This is a genomic window from Mycobacterium intermedium, assembly GCF_002086275.1.
Taxonomy (GTDB): Bacteria; Actinomycetota; Actinomycetes; order Mycobacteriales; family Mycobacteriaceae; genus Mycobacterium; species Mycobacterium intermedium.
This window is the reverse complement of sequence record NZ_MVHT01000043.1, coordinates 1-19,802: the sequence shown is the minus strand read 5'-3', so window position 1 is coordinate 19,802 and position 19,802 is coordinate 1. Positions and strand designations below refer to the sequence as shown.

Annotated in this window: 19 protein-coding genes; 13 read left to right on the top strand and 6 right to left on the bottom strand. The window is 67.1% G+C overall.

Features of this window, described 5'->3' with window-relative positions:
• Complete coding sequence (locus tag BST27_RS16130; protein WP_197518062.1) at nt 1–1,398, bottom strand: aromatic ring-hydroxylating oxygenase subunit alpha; 1,398 nt, start codon at nt 1,396–1,398, stop codon at nt 1–3.
• On the bottom strand, nt 1,395–2,192 hold the full coding sequence (locus BST27_RS16125) for an SDR family NAD(P)-dependent oxidoreductase (protein WP_079219815.1): 798 nt from the start codon (nt 2,190–2,192) through the stop codon (nt 1,395–1,397). Before BST27_RS16125 ends, BST27_RS16130 begins: the two co-directional genes overlap by 4 nt.
• 109 nt (nt 2,193–2,301) lie before the next feature.
• Here BST27_RS16125 and BST27_RS16120 point away from each other — a divergent pair, with 109 nt between their 5' ends.
• Genes BST27_RS16120 through BST27_RS16065 form a run of 12 tightly spaced genes read left to right on the top strand, consistent with a single transcriptional unit; the run spans nt 2,302 to nt 14,931 of the window.
• Nucleotides 2,302–3,597: a cytochrome P450 gene (locus tag BST27_RS16120; RefSeq protein ID WP_170062329.1), complete on the top strand. Its 1,296-nt coding sequence runs from the start codon at nt 2,302–2,304 to the stop codon at nt 3,595–3,597.
• Nucleotides 3,594–4,457, top strand: coding sequence for an MlaE family ABC transporter permease (locus BST27_RS16115; RefSeq protein ID WP_069417532.1), 864 nt, complete (start codon nt 3,594–3,596; stop codon nt 4,455–4,457). Before BST27_RS16120 ends, BST27_RS16115 begins: the two co-directional genes overlap by 4 nt.
• On the top strand, nt 4,457–5,314 hold the full coding sequence (locus BST27_RS16110) for an MlaE family ABC transporter permease (protein ID WP_069417642.1): 858 nt from the start codon (nt 4,457–4,459) through the stop codon (nt 5,312–5,314). The genes BST27_RS16115 and BST27_RS16110 overlap by 1 nt, the downstream gene beginning before the upstream one ends.
• Complete coding sequence (locus BST27_RS16105) at nt 5,314–6,579, top strand: MlaD family protein (RefSeq protein WP_069417533.1); 1,266 nt, start codon at nt 5,314–5,316, stop codon at nt 6,577–6,579. Before BST27_RS16110 ends, BST27_RS16105 begins: the two co-directional genes overlap by 1 nt.
• Nucleotides 6,576–7,616, top strand: coding sequence for an MlaD family protein (locus BST27_RS16100; RefSeq protein WP_069417534.1), 1,041 nt, complete (start codon nt 6,576–6,578; stop codon nt 7,614–7,616). Before BST27_RS16105 ends, BST27_RS16100 begins: the two co-directional genes overlap by 4 nt.
• Before the next feature lie 5 nt (nt 7,617–7,621).
• The gene (locus BST27_RS16095; RefSeq protein ID WP_069417643.1) at nt 7,622–8,662 is read left to right on the top strand and encodes an MCE family protein; all 1,041 of its coding nucleotides are present in this window, start codon (nt 7,622–7,624) and stop codon (nt 8,660–8,662) included.
• The gene (locus tag BST27_RS16090; RefSeq protein ID WP_069417535.1) at nt 8,659–9,768 is read left to right on the top strand and encodes an MCE family protein; all 1,110 of its coding nucleotides are present in this window, start codon (nt 8,659–8,661) and stop codon (nt 9,766–9,768) included. Before BST27_RS16095 ends, BST27_RS16090 begins: the two co-directional genes overlap by 4 nt.
• Nucleotides 9,765–10,910: an MlaD family protein gene (locus BST27_RS16085; protein ID WP_079219812.1), complete on the top strand. Its 1,146-nt coding sequence runs from the start codon at nt 9,765–9,767 to the stop codon at nt 10,908–10,910. Before BST27_RS16090 ends, BST27_RS16085 begins: the two co-directional genes overlap by 4 nt.
• A gap of 2 nt (nt 10,911–10,912) precedes the next feature.
• Complete coding sequence (locus BST27_RS16080) at nt 10,913–12,187, top strand: MCE family protein (RefSeq protein ID WP_069417645.1); 1,275 nt, start codon at nt 10,913–10,915, stop codon at nt 12,185–12,187.
• Between the two features lie 22 nt (nt 12,188–12,209).
• Entirely contained in the window at nt 12,210–12,776 is a 567-nt protein-coding gene (locus tag BST27_RS16075; RefSeq protein ID WP_069417536.1) for a YfgM family protein, read from the top strand.
• Complete coding sequence (locus BST27_RS16070) at nt 12,773–13,480, top strand: hypothetical protein (RefSeq protein ID WP_069417537.1); 708 nt, start codon at nt 12,773–12,775, stop codon at nt 13,478–13,480. The genes BST27_RS16075 and BST27_RS16070 overlap by 4 nt, the downstream gene beginning before the upstream one ends.
• 8 nt (nt 13,481–13,488) lie before the next feature.
• Nucleotides 13,489–14,931 carry a carotenoid oxygenase family protein gene (locus BST27_RS16065; RefSeq protein ID WP_069417538.1) on the top strand — a complete coding sequence of 481 codons (1,443 nt, stop codon included), beginning with the start codon at nt 13,489–13,491 and terminating at the stop codon, nt 14,929–14,931.
• Nucleotides 14,932–14,950: 19 nt separating this feature from the next.
• Here the strand turns inward: BST27_RS16065 and BST27_RS16060 are convergent, their stop codons facing one another.
• Nucleotides 14,951–15,772, bottom strand: coding sequence for a DUF3298 domain-containing protein (locus BST27_RS16060; protein WP_232007165.1), 822 nt, complete (start codon nt 15,770–15,772; stop codon nt 14,951–14,953).
• On the opposite strand from BST27_RS16060, the gene BST27_RS16055 reads away from it, so the two are divergent.
• Complete coding sequence (locus BST27_RS16055) at nt 15,716–16,756, top strand: LLM class F420-dependent oxidoreductase (RefSeq protein ID WP_069417539.1); 1,041 nt, start codon at nt 15,716–15,718, stop codon at nt 16,754–16,756. The two genes, BST27_RS16060 and BST27_RS16055, sit on opposite strands and share 57 nt — an antisense overlap.
• A gap of 6 nt (nt 16,757–16,762) precedes the next feature.
• On the opposite strand, the gene BST27_RS32450 is transcribed toward BST27_RS16055, so the two are convergent.
• From BST27_RS32450 to glmM, 3 genes are read right to left on the bottom strand one after another with little or no spacing between them, the layout of a single operon-like run.
• A complete protein-coding gene (locus BST27_RS32450) occupies nt 16,763–18,025 on the bottom strand; it encodes a hypothetical protein (protein WP_069417540.1) in 1,263 nt (420 codons plus the stop codon).
• A gap of 2 nt (nt 18,026–18,027) precedes the next feature.
• Nucleotides 18,028–18,315, bottom strand: a complete 288-nt coding sequence (locus BST27_RS16045) for a DUF7162 family protein (protein ID WP_069417541.1) — start codon at nt 18,313–18,315, stop codon at nt 18,028–18,030.
• A 49-nt stretch (nt 18,316–18,364) separates the two neighbouring features.
• Complete coding sequence (glmM, locus tag BST27_RS16040; RefSeq protein ID WP_069417542.1) at nt 18,365–19,702, bottom strand: phosphoglucosamine mutase; 1,338 nt, start codon at nt 19,700–19,702, stop codon at nt 18,365–18,367.
• Between the last annotated feature and the right edge of the window lie 100 nt (nt 19,703–19,802).

Genomic DNA, 19,802 nt, shown 5'->3' with positions numbered 1-19,802 from the left:
CTAGCCCCGCAGATAATCGTCGAGGTCCTGATGGAACTGGCGGATCCGAATTTCCTGGTAGTTGGCCAGCGTCACGCCGGGCTTGGTCATGGTCTTCAACCCACGCTGCACCTGCGCGAGGTTGACCAGGTCCTGGTTGTAGACGGCGCACAACGCACCCAACTCCGGCGCCGCGTCGTAGTCCTCGTCCGGCCCCAGCCAGTGCGCCGGGGCGGCCTTCGGCTTGGGCACCCCCGGCGGGAACGGCGCCAGCAGCATGATCTCGAAGATGCACTGATCGGGGTCGTTGCCGTACGGCCGGAAACGGTATGTCAACGGGGCGCCGACCCCGGCCCAGGGCACCAGGTTCGGGAACACGAAATACTCGATGGCGTCCACGATCTCGCTGTCGCTGACGGCCGACAGGTCGGCGCCGGTTGCCTCGGCCAACCGGGCCCGCATCGCCTCGGCCACCACCGGCCGCGCTTCTTGACCTTCAGGCACGATGATGTTGCCGGCCGCGTCGGGGAAGAAATCCCGGAACATCGCGTCGAGCACCTCCTGGGGGTCCAGCGGCTCACCCAGGTGTGGGCTGCTGGTCGCCTGCGGGGTGATCATCCGGTTGAACCCGGGCAGCCCGTCGCCGCGGCGGTAGATGTCGTACTGGGTATTGCAGTCCCCCAGGTACTCCAGCAACTGCGGATGCGTGGCGATGACGTGGTAGGACTCGATGAAGGCTTCCAGGCCGACCTTCCAGTTGCAGGCGATGACCTTGGCGACGTGGGCCGCCTTGAATCGGGATTCCAGGTTGAACGGCGCCAGATGCCGCTGCACATCGCCCAGGTAATCGGCCAGCGGCGCGGCGTCGGGGTCGGGGTTGACGAACACGAAGCCGGCCCACGTCCCGGTGCGCGCTTGCGGCAACCCGAACGCCTGGTCGTCGACGTGCGGGAAGTCCCAGCGGCACGGCACCTCGGCCAGGGTGCCGTGCAGGTCCCAGGTGAAACCGTGGAACGGGCACCGGAAGCGGGTGGCGTGGCCGGAGTCGTCGCACAACCGCCGGCCGCGGTGCAGGCACGCGTTGCGATAAGCCTTGATTTCGCCGGGACCGGTGCGCACCACGATCAGCGAGATGTCGGCGACGTCGTAGACGATGTAATCGCCGGGCTCGGGAATGTCCTCCTCGCGGCAGGCGAACTGCCACACCCTGCTCCACATCCGGTCGACCTCGCGCTGGTGGAAGTCCCGGCTGAGGTAGCGCTCCTTGTCGATGTCGGCGGACCCGAGGAACTCGTAGGACTCCTCCAACAGCGGTGCCGGGACGTCGCGGGTGTCCTTGGCCAGCAGTTCCTGCACCGTCGGCCCCGGCGAACGAGCCTCGCCCGGTGCCGGCTCGCGCCGCACGCTCACATCAGTCACGTTGTCCTCCCACCACTGGGTCCTCCAACTGGTTCACCACCGAGCCCCGCCAGATAAGCCTGGATCGCGGTGCCGATGAACGCCGAACCGTTCACCGACCATCCCCCGTCCACGTACAGCACCTGCCCGGTGACGTACCCGGCGGCGTCCGACGCCAGGAACGCCACCGCGGCGGCGACGTCCTCGGGGTCACCGATCCGGCCCAGCGGCATCGCGGCGGCGACCGCGTCCCGAAGGCCGGGGTCGCCGAACTCCGCGGCCGTGCCCTCCGTCAACACCAGGCCGGGACCGACCGCATTGACCCGGATCCGCCGGCCCGCGTATTCCGATGCCATCTGCTTGGTCAGTGCGACCAGCGCGGCCTTGGACGCCGGGTAGATGCCACGGCCGACACCGCCGAGTTCGGCAAGCACCGACGTCAGGTTCACCACCGCGCCCCCGGCCGACCCGAACTTCGGCAGCAGCGCGCGGGTGACCAGCCAGGTGCCCCGCACGTTGACGCCCAACACGTCGTCCACGTCGGCCACGGTGCTGTCGTCGAGCGTCTGCGATCGCCAGATGCCGGCATTGTTCACCAGCACATCCACCGACTCGACGACCTCCGCCAGCCCGGCGACCGACCGTTCGTCGGATACGTCGCACGCCACGGCGGTCCCGCCGACGCTCTCGGCGGTCCGGCGCGCCGCGTCGGCATCCCGGTCCACCACCACGACGTGGGCGCCGGAGGCGGCGAGGCGCCGCGAAATCGCACGTCCGATGCCGTTTCCCGCGCCGGTCACTACCGCCGTCGGCACGCAGATACCCGCTTCATGTCATCACCTCATGATCTTGCCTATGACTCAGATCACTATTATATTAGCTCACCAATTAACTACCAGCCAAGAGCGACGTATGGGAGAAACCGTGACCGAGACGACCACCGATCCGGACATCGCCGCCGGTCCCCCCTCGCCCGACAACTTCGACCCGCTCGACCCGCAGACGCTGCAATGCCCGTTCCCGCACTATCGGGCGTTGCGGGAGCAGGCGCCGGTGCATTTCGTGCCCGCCCGGGGCATGTGGTTCGTCACCTCGCGCGAGCTGGTCACCGAAGCCCTGACCAACCACGACGTGTTCTCGTCGAACTTCGGGGTGCCGCAGCTGCCGCCGCCGGAATCGATCGCGGCCGCGGTCGAAGAGATCGCGGCCGAGGGCTGGCCCCCGGTGCCGACGTTGCTCACCGCCGACCCGCCCGAGCACCACTACTACCGGCGGATGGTGGCCCGGACCTTCACGCCACGCTTCATCGCCCAACAGGAGCCGGCGATCCGCCGGATCGCCGCCGAGGTCGCCGAACAACTGCCCGCCGGCAGCCCGATCGAGTTCATCACCACGTTCGCGGCGCCGCTGCCGCTGCGCGTCATCGCGCACATCCTCAACGTTCCCGACGAACGGATCGACGACTTCAAACAGTGGTCCGACCAGTTCGCCCTGACCGTCGGCGCCGAACTCGATGACGAGGGCCGGCTCGAACAGGCGCGCAGTCTGCTCGAGTTCCAGCGCTACTTCGCCGCCCAACTCGACGACCGCCGCGCCGATCCGAAGGACGACCTGCTCACCGGGCTCACCACCGCACACACCGCCGAGAGCGACGACGAGCCGCTGAGCACCGGCGCGGCGCTGAGCATCATCCAGCAACTGTTGATCGCCGGCAACGAGACGACGACCAAGCTGCTGTCGGGGTCGCTGCTGCTGGCGGGGCAATCGCCGAAGTGGTGGGACTGGCTGCGGGAGAACCCCGCCGAGCGGGCCGGCGCGTTCGTCGAAGAGGCGCTGCGCTTCCTGTCCCCCGTCCAGACCATGTTCCGGATCACCAAGGCCGAGACCGAACTCGGCGGCGTGACCATCCCCGCGGGCTCACTGGTGGTGCTGGGCTTCGCGTCGGCGAATCGCGACGAAGCCCAGTTCGACGACGCCGACGACTTCAATCCCGAGCGCCCGAACGCCAAGACCCACTTGGCCTTCGGGCACGGCATCCACGCCTGCCTCGGCGCAACCCTGGCGCGACTGGAAGCCGCAATCGGGTTGCAGGAACTGGCCCACCGGTTCGCCGCCGTGACGTTGACCGCGGACAACGACTTCGAGTACGAGCCCAGCTTCATGCTGCGCGGACTCAAGCGGCTTTCCCTAGTGCTGGAGCCGTCCCGGACGCCGCAATGACGGAAGGCGTTGCCGCGCAGGAGAACCGGCTGGATTCGTCGACCCATGAGATCATCGGGTGGTCCACCGGCTACGTCGACCGCCACCCGATCACAGCGCTGCGCACGGTCGGCGGACAGTGTGTGCTCGCGGTGCGGGCCTTCCAGTACTTCTTCATCGACCTGGCCCGGGCCCGTTTTCCGTTCGGCGAATTCGTGGAGCAGGCCACCTTCATGGCGCGCACCGCGGCGGTACCGACGCTGTTCATCGCCGTGCCGCTCAGCGTCACCCTGGCGATCCAATTCAGCTTGCTGGCAGGGCAACTCGGCGCCACATCGCTGGCCGGGGCGGCCAACGGCCTGGCGGTCCTGCGGCAGGGCGCCCCACTGGTCGCCGCCGTCCTGATGGCGGCGGCGGTCGGGTCGGCGACGGGCGCGGACCTCGGCTCCCGCAAGATCCGGGAAGAGACCGACGCCATGGAGGTGATGGGGGTGTCGGTGATCCGGCGCCTGGTGGTGCCCCGCCTGGCGGCCAGCATGCTGATCGCCACCGCGTTGACCGGATTCGCCTGCTTCATCGGGTTTTTGGCCGGATACGCGTTCACGGTCATGCTGCAAGGCGGCACCCCGGGCAGCTACACCGCGACCTTTTCCTCGTTCGCCACCGTGGACGACCTGATCCTGACCCTGCTCAAGGCGGTGGTCTTCGGCGCCATCGTCGCGATCATCTCGTGTTACAAGGGCCTGGACGCTCGTGGCGGCCCGGCCGGGGTGGCCAACTCGGTAAACGCCGCCGTCGTGCAATCCGTTCTGGTACTGCTGCTGGTCAACGTGCTGATGAGCCAGATGTATTTGATCTTGTTCCCCAAGACCAGTTTCTGATCATGGCAGCCACCTACTATCCCGTCGGCGTACGTCCGGTCGTGTCCGCCGTCGTCGAGGCCGGCGACCAGGTGGCCCGGATCGGTCACATGGTGGCATTCTTCTTTCAGACGCTGGCCAGCGTGCCACTCGTGCTGCGCCGGTATCCGCGCGAATTCTTCCGGTTGCTCTCCGACGTCACCTGGGGCAACGGTTCGATCGTCGTCGGCGGAGGCACTGCCGGCGTGGTGCTGATCAACGGGGCGGCCGGCGGAGCCGTGGTGGCGATCGAGGGCTACAACGCGCTCAACCTGCTCGGACTGGGACCGGCGACCGGGCTGATCACCGCGCTGGCCAGCGTGCGCGAAATCGCGCCGATGATGGCATCACTCGGCTTCGCGATCCAGGCCGGGTGCCGCTTCACGGCCCAATTGGGCGCGATGCGGATCTCCGAGGAGATCGACGCCCTCGAGTCGGTGGCGATCCGGCCCATCCCCTTTCTGGTGACCACCCGGGTGCTGGCGTCCGCGCTGGCCGTCGTCCCGCTTTTCGTGGTCTGCCTGTGCCTGAACTTCCTGGTCTGCCAGTTCGTCATCTTTCTGGCCAGTGGGCAGGGGTCGGGCACCTATCTGCACTACTTCGGGCTCATGCTCAGCGCCCGCGACATGGCGTTCGCCGTCATCAAGGTCGCCGTCTTCGTCACCATCATGTCCACGCTGCAGTGCTATTACGGCTACTACGCCAGCGGCGGACCGCGTGGCGTCGGCATCGCGGCGGGACGGGCGATGCGCGCCAGCATCACCGTGATGGTCAGCGTCAACATGCTTCTCACCATGGCGTTTTGGGGCGTCGACGCGGGCGGAAGGCTGGGGGGCTGATGCCGAACAAATTCGACCTCGACGGGCGCGGTCCGTCGATGCCGATGCTGCGGGTCACCGGAACGGCCTTTCTGCTGGTGTGCGTGCTGGTGGGTTACCTGTTGCTGGCGAAGTCTCAGGGCAGGCTGGACGGGCGCGTCGCGGTCACCGCGGTGCTGAGCACCGTCGGTGACGGGCTGCCGCCGAAATCGGACGTCAAGTTCCGGGGTGTGCTGGTGGGTGCCGTCCGCGACGTCACGCCCGCGACCGGAGGTGGCGCCAACCGGGTCCACATCGACATCGATCCGGCACGGGCACAAGGCATCCCGAACAGTGTGACCGCCCGAATCGTGCCGAGTAACGCCTTTGCGGTGTCGTCGGTGCAGCTGGTCGACAACGGTCCGGCGTCGCCGATCCGACCCGGGGCCACCATCGCCGAGGATCACACCCTGCCGACGCAGCTGTTCCAGACCACGCTGGCCAAGCTGCGTGATGTGGTCGCGGCCGTCGGCCGCCCCGGCGGCGACCACACGCTGGGACTGATGCGCGCGCTCGCCGACGCGACCGCGGGTAAGGGACCGGCGCTGACTTCTGCCGCCGCGGGCCTGAATCGCATCGCCACCGAGCTGAACCGGCTGAACACCGAAACCGACGAGTTGCCCACCCTGGCAACGTGGGAATCCGCGATCGATGCGCTGCGCGGTTCGGCGCCCGATCTGGTGGACGCGTTGCACAACGCCGTGGTGCCGATGCGAACCATCGCCGAGAAGCAGACCGCGCTCGAGGGCCTGCTGACCGGGGCGCAGCACACCGTCGGCACCGTCGACACCGGGCTGAACAACCACGCCGACCAGTTACTGGCGATCACCACCCAACTCACGCCGGTCGTCGGCGTACTGGCCGATCACTCCGCCAAGTTTCCGGCAATCGCATTGGGAATCAACAACGTTGTCGACAAGTTCTTCGACGAGTTGTGGACCCGCACCGGCACGAAGGTGGGCTTCACCTTCAAGCTTGTGGTGGCGCTGGCTCCACTGCGGCTCTACACGCGCTCCGACTGTCCGGTGTATGGGGAGTTGCGGGGACCCAGCTGCGTCACCGCACCCGAGACGACGCCGGTGGTGGACACCCACGGACTCCCCGATCCCCGCGCGTACGTTCCCCCGCCGGGCACCGTCCTGCCGCCGCCGGCGAACGTGGCCGAACAGCTTCTGACCGGTGCCGCCCAAACTCCGCCGCCGCCAGCGGCTTTCGTGCCCGAGCCGGACCCTCGGGGGACGCCATGAGCACGCACCGACGCCAGCTCGCCTGGCTCGTCGCATTCCTCACGTCCTGCTTCGCACTCACCTGGATCATCTTCGTCACCCTGCGCCGCGACGTCGCTGGACCGACGGCCAGCTACACCGCGACCTTCACCGATGTCACCGGGCTGCGCGCCGGGTCCGACGTGCGGATGGCGGGTGTCCGGGTGGGACGGGTCGACGACATCGACCTCTCCGGGGATCTCGCACGGGTGCGTTTCCGGATTGAACGCCGCCAACCCGTTTACGGCAACACCAAAGTAGCCGTGGTCTACCAGAACATCATCGGGCAACGCTATCTCAGCCTGTCACTGGCCGATTTCGGCCAGCCGGACCTGCTCGCCCCGGACGCGACGATCCCCCTCGATCACACGGAGCCCTCGTTCGACGTGACCGAACTGCTCAACGGCTTCGAACCGCTCTTCACGCTGCTCGATCCCGACAACCGAGGGAATCTGTCCAACGCGCTGATCAAAGCGCTGCAGGGCGACTCGAATTCGTTGACGCTGCTGATCGCCGAGACATCACACCTCGCCCAGTCGATGTCCGGCCCCGACGACCTCCTGGGCCAGCTCATCAACAGCCTCAACGCGGTAACCCACAACCTGGCGAGCCAGGGCAAACAGCTGGAGACCACGTTGACGCAGGTCCGTGCGGTGGTGGCGGGGCTGAACGTGCGCCGCGACGAGCTGGTCACCTCGGTGAGGTCGATTTCCACTGTGGTCGAACATATTTCGACGATCATGACCGCAACGCGCCCGGATCTGGAAGACACCCTCAACCGTCAGCCGGGGCTGCTGCGGACCATCATTGCCGACCAGGAGCAATTCGCCACCCTGGGCGCCAACCTGCCGGCCGTCCTCAAGGGCGTGGCCCGCATCACCGGCGACAGCACCGCCATGAGCGCACAGGCCTGCGACTTCAACTTCACGCTGCTCAACTTCCTCAAGCCGATCGTGCCCAGCATCGTCAACGCGGCCACTCCCGGTGGCCAGCGCAAATATTCGGCGCAGTGCAGGTGAACGAGATGGCAACACGGCGACGCAAGCGGGTCCTCGAGGACCTCAACACCGCGTGGCTGGGCCTCGGTGCGGTGCTCACGCTCGCCGCGCTGGTGGCGGCCAGCACCATGCTGACCTCGTTGCACCTCGGCAAGACGACGTATGTGGCCGAATTCGTGCAGGCGGCGGGCATCCGGCCGGGCGACGACGTGAGCATCGCCGGGGTGCCGGTGGGCACGGTCGACGACACCTCGCTGGCCGGCGACCACGTCGTGGTGACGATGAAAATCCGGCCTGACGTGTCGCTTCGATCGCAGACCAGGGCGGCGATCAAGTTGAGCACGGTGCTCGGCGCCCGCTATGTGGAATTGAAGCCGGCCGGCGACGGACCGCTGGCCGACCGACGAATCACCTTGGCACACACCATGGTTCCCTACGACTTGCAGCAGGTGCTACAGGATTCGACCAACACCTTCGAGCCGGTGAACGCCGAGCAGTTCGCCGACTCGATGCAGACCGTATCCAAGCAGTTGAGGGGCCTACCGTCGATCCTGCCCGACGCGATGACCAACATCGAAATGCTCTCGCAGGTAATCACTTCCCGCCGAGGCCAGATCGCGGAGTTGCTACGCAGCACCGCGACGGTGGCCGACATCCTGGGACGGCAGCAGGACGACCTCAAGGCGCTGATCAAGCAGGGCCATGACCTGTTCGGTGAGATCGTCGCCCGGCGCGACGCGGTCATGCGACTGCTGCAGGCCGCGACAAACCTGGTGAACACCACGCACGAGCTCACCGTCGGTAACAGCGCCCAGATCGACACGCTGCTCACCGAGATCCGTCAGGTCACCGCGCTGATCGGAAACCACGATCCGTTGTTGCGCAACCTGTTTCAAACCATGCCGATCGCGATGCGAAACGTGGCCAACGCCAGTGGAACGGGGCCGTTTCTGGATTTCGCGCTTCCCGGTGGCCTGATGGTGGATTCCTGGATGTGCGCGATCAGCGGTCGGGCGCAGCAATGGAATTGGCCGGAGCGTTACCAGTACTTCAAGGACTGCGAATGAGCAAGAGACTCATACGCCGGATCGCCTTACTCGCCGTGCTGGCGGCAACTGTGCTCGGCGCCGGCTACTCACTGTGGCCCAGCGTGGCGCCCAGGCACCTGACGATCACCGCACAGTTCGACAACACGATCGGCCTCTACACCGGGAATATCGTTGCGGTGCTGGGTATGCCGGTCGGACGCGTCGGCTCGATCAGCCCGAAGAACGACTACGTCGAAGTCGTCCTCGACGTGGACGCCAAGGTGCAGATCCCCAGCGATGTCACGGCGGTGACGGTCGGCACCTCGATCCTCACCGACCGCCACGTGGAACTGACCCCGCCCTATCGGGGGGGCCCGACGCTGGCCGACGGCGCCGTGTTGAGCCTGCGCCGGACCAGGACGCCCATCGAGTTCGACCGAGTGCTGAAGATGCTCGACAAGCTCGGCACCGCGATGCACGGCGACGGTGCCGGCGGCGGACCGATGGCCGACATCCTCAACGCAACCTCGGATATCACGTCCACCAGTGGCGAACGGATCAAATCTGCGCTCGGCGCGCTCTCGGCGGCGTTGCGTACCGGCGACGACGGTGGCCAGGCAACCCGGCAGAACCTCACCACCGTGGTGACCAACTTGAGCAGACTCACCGATTCCGCGGCGCAGAACGAGGCCTTGGTACGCGAGTTCGGTTCCAACATCCGCCAACTCAGCGACATCCTGGCCGAGGAGAACGTCGGCCGGGGGCAGACCGGACGCCGACTCAACCAGGTGCTCGAACAGTTGAACCGCCTGCTCGGCGACAACGGCGAGAACCTGGCGGCCACGCTGCAGAGCAGCAACGACTTCACCAAGGCGTTGGTCGACTATCGCCGCGAGCTGGCCGAGGTCTTCGACGTCGCGCCGCTGGCAATCGACAACGTCGCCGCGGCGATCGATCCGGACAACGGCATGCTGCGGGTCGGTGCCCATTTCGACTCGGTGTTCTTCGACAGCTCGATGACCAAGGAAGTCTGCAACATCCTGGGACTGCGCCAACTCGGCTGCCGCACGGGGACAATCCGTGATCTCGGGCCCGATTTCGGCTTGACCTCGGTGCTGGAAGCGATGACGAGGCTCGGCAAGTGATCGCCCGCCGCGTACTGACCCGCCGAGTCGCGCACACCGTTGCGCCGGCGGCGCTGTGCGCGGTGCTGGTCGCCGGATGTTCGGTCGGCGTGGAGAAGCTGCCGCTGCCCGCCCCCGGAATCGGCGGTGCCGGCTACCACCTCACGGCCGTATTCTCCAACGCGCTCAACCTGCCCGATCGGGCCAAGGTGCGGCTCGGCGGAGCCGACGTCGGCGAGGTGGTGTCGATGTCCGCCGAGCACTACACCGCCGTGGTCGGCATGCGAATCCTCGACAGCGTGCGACTACCGGTAGGCACTACCGCCGAATTGCGTTCGGCTACACCACTCGGGGACATCTTCGTGGCGCTGCGCGAGCCGGAAACCGCCGGGGCCACGGGCGCCGTCCTACACGACGGCGACACCATCCCGCTCGCGTCGACGGTGGCGGCAACCACCGTCGAACAGGTCCTGGCCTCGAGTTCGATGCTGGTCAACGGCGGGGTGATTCGCAACCTCACCAAAGCACTCAACGGGGTGGGCTCCGCGGTCGGACACCAGGGCGAAGGGCTGGCCGCGATGATCCGCGAATCACGGGCCCTGGTGACCACCATGTCGGCGCGCGCCGAAGATATCCGCGCGGTGATGAAGCAGACCGCGGCGCTCGCCGACGAGCTGAACACCAGGCGCGATTCGATCGACGATCTGCTGACGTCGTCGGCACCCGCGCTGATGGTGATCGCCGACAACACCGCCACGATCGTGGATCTGGTTGACCGATTGTCCTCGGTCACCCGCCAGCTACAGCGGTTCCCGTCCATCGCCGGCACCGACACCCGCAGCCTCATCCACGATCTGAACGAGCTGTCCCGTTCGTTCAACGACGTCGCCGTCGATCCACGCGTCACCATGTCCAACCTGCTGCGGGTACTGCCTCCGACGCTGAAACTGTTCAGTGCCAATGCAACTCACTCGGATGTCGACCTGCAGCAAATCGCGCTCGGCCACATCCCGGACAAGAACCATCTGGGTGACCCAGGTTTCCACGGGCCGAAGTGGGCCGATTGGGAAAACCTGGTCGGGTCGCTGAGGTTCGTCCTCACCCAGCTGGGCGACCGGGTGTGGGGCCCGGACCGCGACCGGATATGGGGCCCGCGCCGATGAATCTGGTCGAACCCGTCGCCGCATTCACCGTCAGAGTGGTGCGTTCCGCCGTTGCGTCTCGGCTTCTTCTTTCGGTGCTGGCTCAGGTCGCGCTGGTCGTCGTCGGTGTCGCCTACCTCACTTTCGGTGCGCTGCGCGACAATCCACTCGCGAGTCAGATTGTGGTCGAGGTTCAGCTCGCCGAATCCGGCGGCCTGCTTGCCAACCAGGACGTGACCCTGCGTGGCGTGCCGATCGGCCGAGTGCAATCGGTCGACCTGGCCGACCATGGGGTTCGGGTCACCGCGCGCATCGATGGGCACGTCCGGATTCCGCGCGACGGCACGACCGTCCGCGTGTCGGGGCTGTCCCCCGCCGGTGAGCAGTACCTGGACTTCGAGCCGGCGCGCACCGGTGGACCAATGCTCACCAACGGTGCCGTGATCGCCGAAAGCCAAACCACCACACCGATTCCCATCTCGCGGCTGCTGCAGAACGTCGACGGGCTGTTGGCGCAGATCGATCCGCCCAAGCTGAAAGCGGTCATCGACGAGCTGGGCGTCAGCGAAGAGGGGCCACAGCGGCTGCGCGATCTGCTCACCGGCGGCGCGCTGCTCATCTCCACGCTCGACGGAGTGCTGCCGCAGACGATGACGCTGCTGCGCAGCAGCCGTTCGGTGTTCCGGATCATCAACGAGTCCACCGCGGGACTGGACGCCCTGTCCGACAACCTGCGCGCCACGCTGGCCGGCGTCGAGGCCAGGGACGGCGGTGTGCGGCGCATGCTGGACGAGACCCCGCGCCTGCTGTCCACGGTTGATCAGGTGATCGCCGAAAACTCCCCCGTCATGGCGGCACTGCTGGGCAACCTGACCACCGTCGCCCAACTCGCCTACGTCCGAGTTCCGGCGTTGGGCCAGTTGTTCGGCGACAACCGGCCACCGCTGCTGGATGGCATCACCACGCTGATGCATGGCGGTGCCATCTGGGCGATCGCCGGAATCTACCCCCGCTACCTGTGCGACTACCCGCATCCGCGCGACGTGCCGTTCATCCCGAACTATCCCGAGCCCTATGTGAACACCTACTGCCTCAATGACGATCCGGGTGTGCTGGTCCGCGGCGCGCGTAACGCCCCACGGCCCCCCGGCGACGACACGGCCAACCCGCCGCCGGGCTGGGACCCGCTTCGCCGCACCGATCCCACGCCCGTCGGGCCGCACACGATTCCACTGCCTTACGGGGGCCCGGTGCTGCCCCCGGAGTCCGAGCCGCAACGCCGGGGCGGCCAATGGTAACGCCGGAGCGAGGAGATTGCCGATGACCACCAGCCTGTGCGATGAACGCGAAGAGGTCCAGGCCGCCACAGCGGTTGCCGCGAGCGCGGAGCCCGGCGCACCACCACGAAATCGATTCCGGCGCACCATGACCGCCGCCCTGGCGTTGCTGATCGTCACACTCGCGGCGGCGACCGGCTACTTCATGTGGCAGTACTACCACGCCCGCAACGTCCAAGCCGCCGGCGAGGCGGCGCTGAAGGTGGCCACCAGCTACGCGGTCACCCTGACGTCAGTCGACAGCAACAATCTCGACGCGAATTTCAACGCCGTCCTGGACGGCGCAACGGGCGAATTCCGGGATCTCTACAGCCAATCCAGCTCCAAGCTGCGGCAGCTACTGATCGACCACAAGGCCACCGGCCACGGTGTCGTCGTCGACTCGGCGATCAAGTCCGCCACCGAGACTCAGGTCGTAGTCCTGCTGTTCGTCGACCAGACCGTCACCAACACCGACGTCCCGAACCCGCGCGTCGACCGCAGCCGCATCGTCATGACGATGCAGAAGATCGACGGTCGCTGGAAGGCCGGAAAGGTCGAGATCCCGTGACCACGTTGACGCAGGAAAATCTCCTGAAATCGCTCACGGCGGTCCGCGACGACCTGATCATGCGTTCGATGCTGCGCGCCGTCGGGGACATACCCGAATCATTGTTGCTCCCCATCCTGCGGCTGGTCGTCGACGATCGGGCCGCCGTCGAGGCCGGCTGGGCGGCGGTGACCGCGCCGCGTGGTCGCCGGACGAGGCGACCGGAATCCCCCCGGGAGTCGTGGCGCCGGCGGTACGGGCAGTTTGTCCGCGAATTGGAATGGGCGACCGGACTACTCGTTCGCGAGCTACCACGCGACGACGTCAACGAGCTGGTCTCCTCGGCGGTCGCCCATCGGCTGCAGCGCTGGCTGCGTTTCCTGCTGCCGGCGTTCAACGCGGTCAGGATCGTGCCACCCGGAATGTACCCCGCGGTGCTCGACGCCGGGGTCGGCTTCGCCACCTTCCTGGTGGGCCCGATCCACCGATCCGGGGTGGAACCCGACGGCACCCTGGTGTACGAAATCCCCGAGTGCGCAATGCACACGTCGACGGGATTGACCGCGGCCCAGGAAAATTCGTGCCTGATGGCATGCAAGGCCGCGTGTGAGCGGGTCTTCGACCGAAACTCGGCGATCCCCCTCGAGTTCGATCCGCACCTGCCCGGGCTGTCCTGCACGTTGCGGGTGCGCCCACCCCGCCCTCAGACCGTCCCGATCGACTAGGAGCACCAATGGTCAGTCCGAGCGTCCCGGAAAGCAGCCTCACCGTCTACGCCCCGCTCTACGACGAACACGACTACGTCATCGACGATTACGAGGGCACCCTGCCGGTCGAGCTGCGCGGCACGCTGTACCGCAACGGCCCGGGAAAGCTGGATGCCGGTGGCCACCCCCTTGGCCACCTTTTCGACGGCGACGGCATGCTGTCCATGTTCGCCTTCGCCGACGGCGCCGTGCACTACCGCAACCGGTACATCCAGACCGAGCACTACCGAAAGTCACTGGAATCACAGGAAATTCCGTTTCGCACGCTCGGGACGATGCGGCCCGGAGGGCTGCTGGCCAACGCGCTACGCTTCCCGGCCAACGTCGCAAACACCGGAGTTGTCATGCACGCGGGAAAGCTGCTGGCACTTTGGGAGGGTGGTCCGCCGACCGAGATCGATCCGGACACTCTCGACACCATCGGCATCGACAGGTTCGGCGGCAAACTCCGGTGGCTCGGCGCCTTCTCGGCGCATCCGAAGTGGGACCGCGCCACCGGGGACATGTTCAACTTCGGCCTGGCGATGTTCCCGATTCCCAAGCTGATCTGTTACCGGGTCGATCGCGCCGGAAAATTACACCGGCTGGGGCACCTCACGTTGCCGGGCCCGATGTTCAACCACGACGTCGGGCTCACCGCGCGAAACATGGTGTTCGTGGTGCCGCCGCTGATCTTTCCGATCGACATGTTCATCGGGGCGGGTCTGGGGGTACGCAACTTCATCGACGCCATCCAATACGACGCGAAGCGCGGAACGATGATCGGCCTGATGCCGCGCAGCGGTGGGAAACCGCTTGTGTTACACACGGATCCGACGTTGCACCTGCACCTGGTCAACGCCTACGAGGACCGCAACGACACCGTGGTGGAAATGGTCAACTACCACGCGTCGTGGGAGCAACTCAACGGCCAGCTCTCGGCGGTGCAATCCCTGGACCAGATGGGCAGCGTGCCCTACGGCGGACATCTGCTGCGGATGCGGATCACCCGATCGGGCAAAGTCACCCAGGAGCGATTCTCCGACGCCACCGGCGAGTTCCCCACCTTCAACCTGTCGCGCACCGGACAGCGCAGCCGTTACACGTATCTGGCCACGGGCCTCGACGCGAGCGTCCTTCCGAACGCCATCGCCAAGGTGGACAACGTATCCGGCGCCGCGGTTACATACCGGCTGCCACCGGGCCACCTGCCGCAGGAGGGCGTCTTCGCCCCGCGGCCCGGCGGCACCGACGAAGACGACGGCTGGCTGCTGGTCCCCACCCAGGACGGGATCAACAACACCGCCAACCTGCTGGTGCTGGACGCCAGGAAGCTGGACGCCGGACCCGTCTACACCGGCCGGTTGCGGCATCACCTGCCGCTGAGTTTCCACGGGTGCTTCACCCCCCGCGTCGCCCGGCGGGTCTGACCCACCCCCGGCGCCGGGGTCACCCTGCAATCGCGACGAATTCGGGTGCGACGAGGTCGATGATCTTCGCCCACGGCACGGTGATGACCGGTAGGCCGCGGCCGAACTGGTAGTCGGGGAAGTGCAGCTCGATGCCGCGCGCGGCGGGTATCCAGTACTTAAAATTGGCATCGACCGGCGCTATTTCGTCGCCGAATTGCCAGCCCGCGCGCGGGGCCGCATACACGGTGGGCAGAATCTCCTTGGTCTGGTCGGATAATCGCAGCAAACCAGCCTGTTTATCCACGAAAATGTTGTCCCAGGATAAGAGGATCCCGCTGCGGGTGTCGAATACACGCGTCGCGACAGCGTGAAACGGCATGTTTGGCATATCGGTGGAGTAGTCCCCGACGAATAGTTCGGACGCCGTGATCGAGCGAAAAGACAGCGTTCCCGTGGAATTAAACGTCCACTTGTGCGTCTTGGACGCGCTGGGTTCGTAAGTGGCGACCTGGCCCCGGGCCTCCGCGTCGATCACGTCGTTGATCGCCTTGGCGATCGCCGGATCGCCGCCCTCCACCCGCTGATACCGAACTGACCAGGTGCCCAAACCATCTGGACTGGTGCCCGCGATGACGTCGGGAACGGCGGCAAAGCCTCCGACCGGCTCGGCCGCCGCCCCGCCCACCGACGACAGCGCCGTCACCGCCACCGTCAGCGCCGCCACGAGCGCACTAATTCTTCGCATTCCGCCTCCATCTGGGTGGTTGCGTTTTGCACGATACCGGGTGTGTAGAGTTTTAATATGCGAATTGGTGTTGCGCTTGGATATGCCGGTGGATTCAAAGAGGCCGTCGCTCAAGTGGTCGAACTCGAGAAATCCGGAATCGAGGTTGCAGCGGTCGCCGAAGCCTATGCTTTCGACGGTGTCAGTCAGCTCGGTTATTTGGCCGCCAAAACGTCAAGTGTCGACTTGCTTTCGGCGGTGTTTCCCATCTATACGCGCACTCCATCGCTGCTGGCAATGACCGCCGCGGGCCTGGACTACGTCTCCGACGGCCGGTTCAACCTCGGCATCGGCACCTCCGGTCCGCAGGTGGTCGAGGGATTTCACGGCGTCCCGTTCGACGCCCCGCTGGGCCGCACCCGCGAGCTGGTGGAGATCTGCCGGCAGGTGTGGCGACGGGAACGGGTGCAATACGCCGGCAAGCACTACCAGATCCCGTTGCCCGCGGATCGTGGAACCGGGCTGGGCAAGGCCCTCAAGATCATCAATCATCCCGTGCGCGAGCATATTCCGATCTCGATCGCCGCACTGGGGCCGAAGAATGTGGAGCTGACGGCCGAGATCGCCGATGGCTGGCAGCCCGTGTTCTTCCTGCCCGAGCGGGCCGAGTCGGTGTGGGGTGACGCCCTGGCGGCCGGGGCCGCGAAGCGCGATCCCGCACTGGGCGCGCTCGACGTCATGGTGGGTACCTCGCTGGCCATCGGCGACGACGTCGGCGACCGACTGGCCTTGACCAAACCGACGTTGGCGTTGTACATCGGCGGGATGGGCGCCAAGGGCCGCAATTTCTACCACAACCTGGCGACCCGCTACGGGTTCGGCGCCGCCGCCGACCGGATCCAGGAGCTCTATCTGGCCGGCCGCAAGTCGGAGGCGATCGACGCGGTGCCCAACGACTTGGCGCGCGACCTGTCGCTGATCGGCCCGCGCGGATTCGTCGCCGAACGCCTGGCCGCCTGTGCCGCGGCCGGGGTGACGACACTGCTGGTCAGGCCGGTGACAAACGACCCCCGCGAAGCGGTTCGGTTTGTCGAAGAGCTGCTGCAGCTGCGGCCGTGACGCGTCTCATTGCCCTGCCTTCGGAAGCTCGTCCGCCGCGATCTCACACGGGGTAGCAGCGTCCGGCGGCGCGGGCGGCGTCACGACCTGAGTCGGACCGGCTGACGGTTCGGCGGTGCCGGGCGCCTGGGTGACGGCGTGCGGCGTCGCTGCGGCATGGGCGCGGTCGGCCTTGTCGGACTCCTTCAAATCATGGTGGCTTCGTGGGCGCCGGTCGTCGTCGTTGTTGTCGTCGTCGTGGTCGTCCTCGGCGTCGTCGCCGTCGCCGTCGCCGTCGCCGTCGAATGAATCGGCATCGCCCGGGTCGCTCGGCGCCAGCGCACCGCCCACCGCGTCACCCATCGTGTCGATGATCCGTCCGGCGATCGCACCCAGCCCACCTAACCCGCCAGCGCTCCCCAAACCCGAAAATGGCTGGGGTAGCGGAACATCGGTAGTCGCTGGGGGGCTGGTGGCCGACGGCTGCATCGCAGTGCCGATGGGCGGGCCGGGATCCGCCGGCCGACCACCGAATCCTGCGGGCGCTGAAGGCGCTGCGACGCCGAAAGTTGGGCGCCCGACCGCCGGCCGAACCGATGGGCCGCCTGCCGGGCCCAGATCGCCGGGAATCTCGAAGGATGCGGCCGGCGCGCCGGCCAACCGGTCGTTGACCATGTCGTAGTAGGCCGCGACTCCCGTCCGTGCCGATCGCATCGCGTCGTACCAGTCGTTGCCGATGTCGTTGTGCACGTAGGGATTTACCTGTTGACGGACCACCGCCTCGGCGGTCTGGTGGTCGCCCGCCCCGGTCGACACGGCGGCGACGGCGGCCAACCAGTCCGGCCGCTGCGCCGCGCTCCGATCGTCGATTTCAATGGCCGCGGCGACTTTTGCATCGACTAACCGCCAAAGGTTGTCGCGCAGCGACTCGCAGCGCTGCGCGGCCGCGCGGATTTCGGTCGCTATCGCGTTCGCGGTGTCGCAATGGCGCTGCAGAAATGCGACCGCCGCGTCAGCTCCCGGCCCGCTCCACGCCGCCGCCAACTCGGCAACCTGCGCGCGTTGCATCCGCAGGGCTTCCATGACCGCCGCGCCCGCGGCGCGCAGCCGGGCGCAGTCATCGTCGAGTGCGCGCAGGTCAAGCCCCTCCTCGCTGCCGTATTCGTCGGCGACATCGAGGTCAGGGGCCACGCAACCGACACGTTCGCAGGCCTGCACATAGCTTTGCGTGCGCTCCACCGCGGGACGGCCCTCGGCCAGTCGACCGGCGACATCCAGCCATGCCGCCACGCTCAGGTGATCCGCGCCGCGGCGTACCCGTCGGCATCGGCGTAGCGTTCGGCACCGGCTCGCAGCGCCGCGGCGATCTCGCGCGCAGCACGCGACCAATGCGACAATTCGCCGGCCAGCCGGTCGAGGTTCACGCGCAGCGCGTCACCGCGCGCCGCGTGCACGCGGCCGGCGCGAGCGCCGTCAAACATCAACCGCGCCAAGTGGTTTACGACGGCGTCGTCGATCAGGTCGGCCGCAGCACTGAACCGGTCCGCTACCGCACGCAGCGCGGCACTATCGAGTCTCATGCCTGGTTCGACGCCGGAACCCGCCCGAATGGTTCCAGGTGATCGCGAATTAGCTTGCGCTGCTTACCGCGTCCGCCACGGTGGTGGCCAGCCGCTGGGCAACATCCTCGTCCGCGGCCTCCACCATCACGCGGATCATGGGTTCGGTTCCAGAGGGGCGCAATAGAATTCGCCCGCTGTCGCCTAACTCGGCGGCGGCGCGGTCGACCGCGCTCTGCACCGAGGGCGCGACGGCCGCGGTGGCCTTGTCGGCAACGTGAACGTTGATCAGCACCTGCGGCAACGACTGCATCGCCGACGCCAGGTCGGCCAGGGTCGAGCCGGTTTCCACCATGCGCGCCATGAGGCGCAGGCCGGTGACGATGCCGTCGCCGGTGGAGCCCAACGCGGGCATCACGATGTGACCGGACTGCTCCCCGCCCAGGCTGTAGTCACCCGCGCGCAGTTCCTCCAGGACGTAGCGGTCGCCGACGGCGGTGGTCCGCACCTCGACGCCGGCCGAGCGCATCGCCAGATGCAGGCCCAGGTTGCTCATCACCGTGGTCACCAACGTATTGGCGGCCAGTTCGCCGGCCTCTTTCATCGCCAGCGCGAGCACCACCATGATGGCGTCGCCATCGACGAGGTCGCCGTTGGCGTCCACGGCCAGGCACCGGTCGGCATCTCCGTCGTGCGCCAGTCCCAGGTCCGCGCGGTGGGCGATGACCGCCGCCCGCAGCGAATCCAAGTGGGTCGATCCGCAGCCGTCGTTGATGTTGAGTCCGTTGGGCTCGGCGTTGATCGCGATGACCCGGGCACCGGCGGCGCGGTAGGCGCGCGGTGCCGCCAACGACGCGGCGCCGTGCGCGCAGTCGACGACCACGGTCAGCCCGTCCAGCGGAGTGGTGCTGGCCTTGCTGACTTGGCGCAGGTAACGGTCGGCGGCGTCCTCGGCCTCGATGACTCGGCCTATCCCCGCCCCGACGGGTCGCAGTCCCGGCCCGGCGGCGACCAGGTTTTCGATCTGGTCCTCGGTGTCGTCGTCCAGCTTGTGGCCACCCGGCCCGAAGATCTTGATGCCGTTGTCGGGCATCGGATTGTGTGACGCCGAGATCATCACCCCGAAGTCGGCGTCATAAGCGCCGGTCAGGTAGGCCACGGCGGGGGTGGGCAGCACCCCCACGCGCAGCGCGTCGACGCCTTCGCTGGTGAGTCCGGCGATCACCGCGGCCTCCAGCATTTCGCCGCTGGCCCGCGGGTCGCGGCCGATCACGGCGACCCGCCGGCCCGGTTCGCCCGAACTGGCCAGGTGTCGCGCGGCGGCGGCACCCAGTGCCAGGGCCAACTCGGCGGTCAGCTCACGATTGGCGACTCCGCGCACACCGTCGGTGCCGAACAGTCGACCCATAACGACAAACCTCTCACAGTGCTACTGCCTGTACATACCCACTCTTGGCCGCGAGCGTGCATGTTTGTACGTCACGCTCGGCGTGTCGCAGGACTGACAC

Bases quoted from the DNA above. Each gene is read 5' to 3' on its own strand.
- glmM (WP_069417542.1), bottom strand. From the start codon at position 19,702: ATGGGTCGACTGTTCGGCACCGACGGTGTGCGCGGAGTCGCCAATCGT.
- BST27_RS16075 (WP_069417536.1), top strand. From the start codon at position 12,210: ATGACCACCAGCCTGTGCGATGAACGCGAAGAGGTCCAGGCCGCCACA.
- BST27_RS16100 (WP_069417534.1), top strand. From the start codon at position 6,576: ATGAGCACGCACCGACGCCAGCTCGCCTGGCTCGTCGCATTCCTCACG.
- BST27_RS16115 (WP_069417532.1), top strand. From the start codon at position 3,594: ATGACGGAAGGCGTTGCCGCGCAGGAGAACCGGCTGGATTCGTCGACC.
- BST27_RS16045 (WP_069417541.1), bottom strand. From the start codon at position 18,315: ATGAGACTCGATAGTGCCGCGCTGCGTGCGGTAGCGGACCGGTTCAGT.
- BST27_RS16055 (WP_069417539.1), top strand. From the start codon at position 15,716: ATGCGAATTGGTGTTGCGCTTGGATATGCCGGTGGATTCAAAGAGGCC.
- BST27_RS16095 (WP_069417643.1), top strand. From the start codon at position 7,622: ATGGCAACACGGCGACGCAAGCGGGTCCTCGAGGACCTCAACACCGCG.
- BST27_RS16065 (WP_069417538.1), top strand. From the start codon at position 13,489: ATGGTCAGTCCGAGCGTCCCGGAAAGCAGCCTCACCGTCTACGCCCCG.
- BST27_RS16090 (WP_069417535.1), top strand. From the start codon at position 8,659: ATGAGCAAGAGACTCATACGCCGGATCGCCTTACTCGCCGTGCTGGCG.
- BST27_RS16105 (WP_069417533.1), top strand. From the start codon at position 5,314: ATGCCGAACAAATTCGACCTCGACGGGCGCGGTCCGTCGATGCCGATG.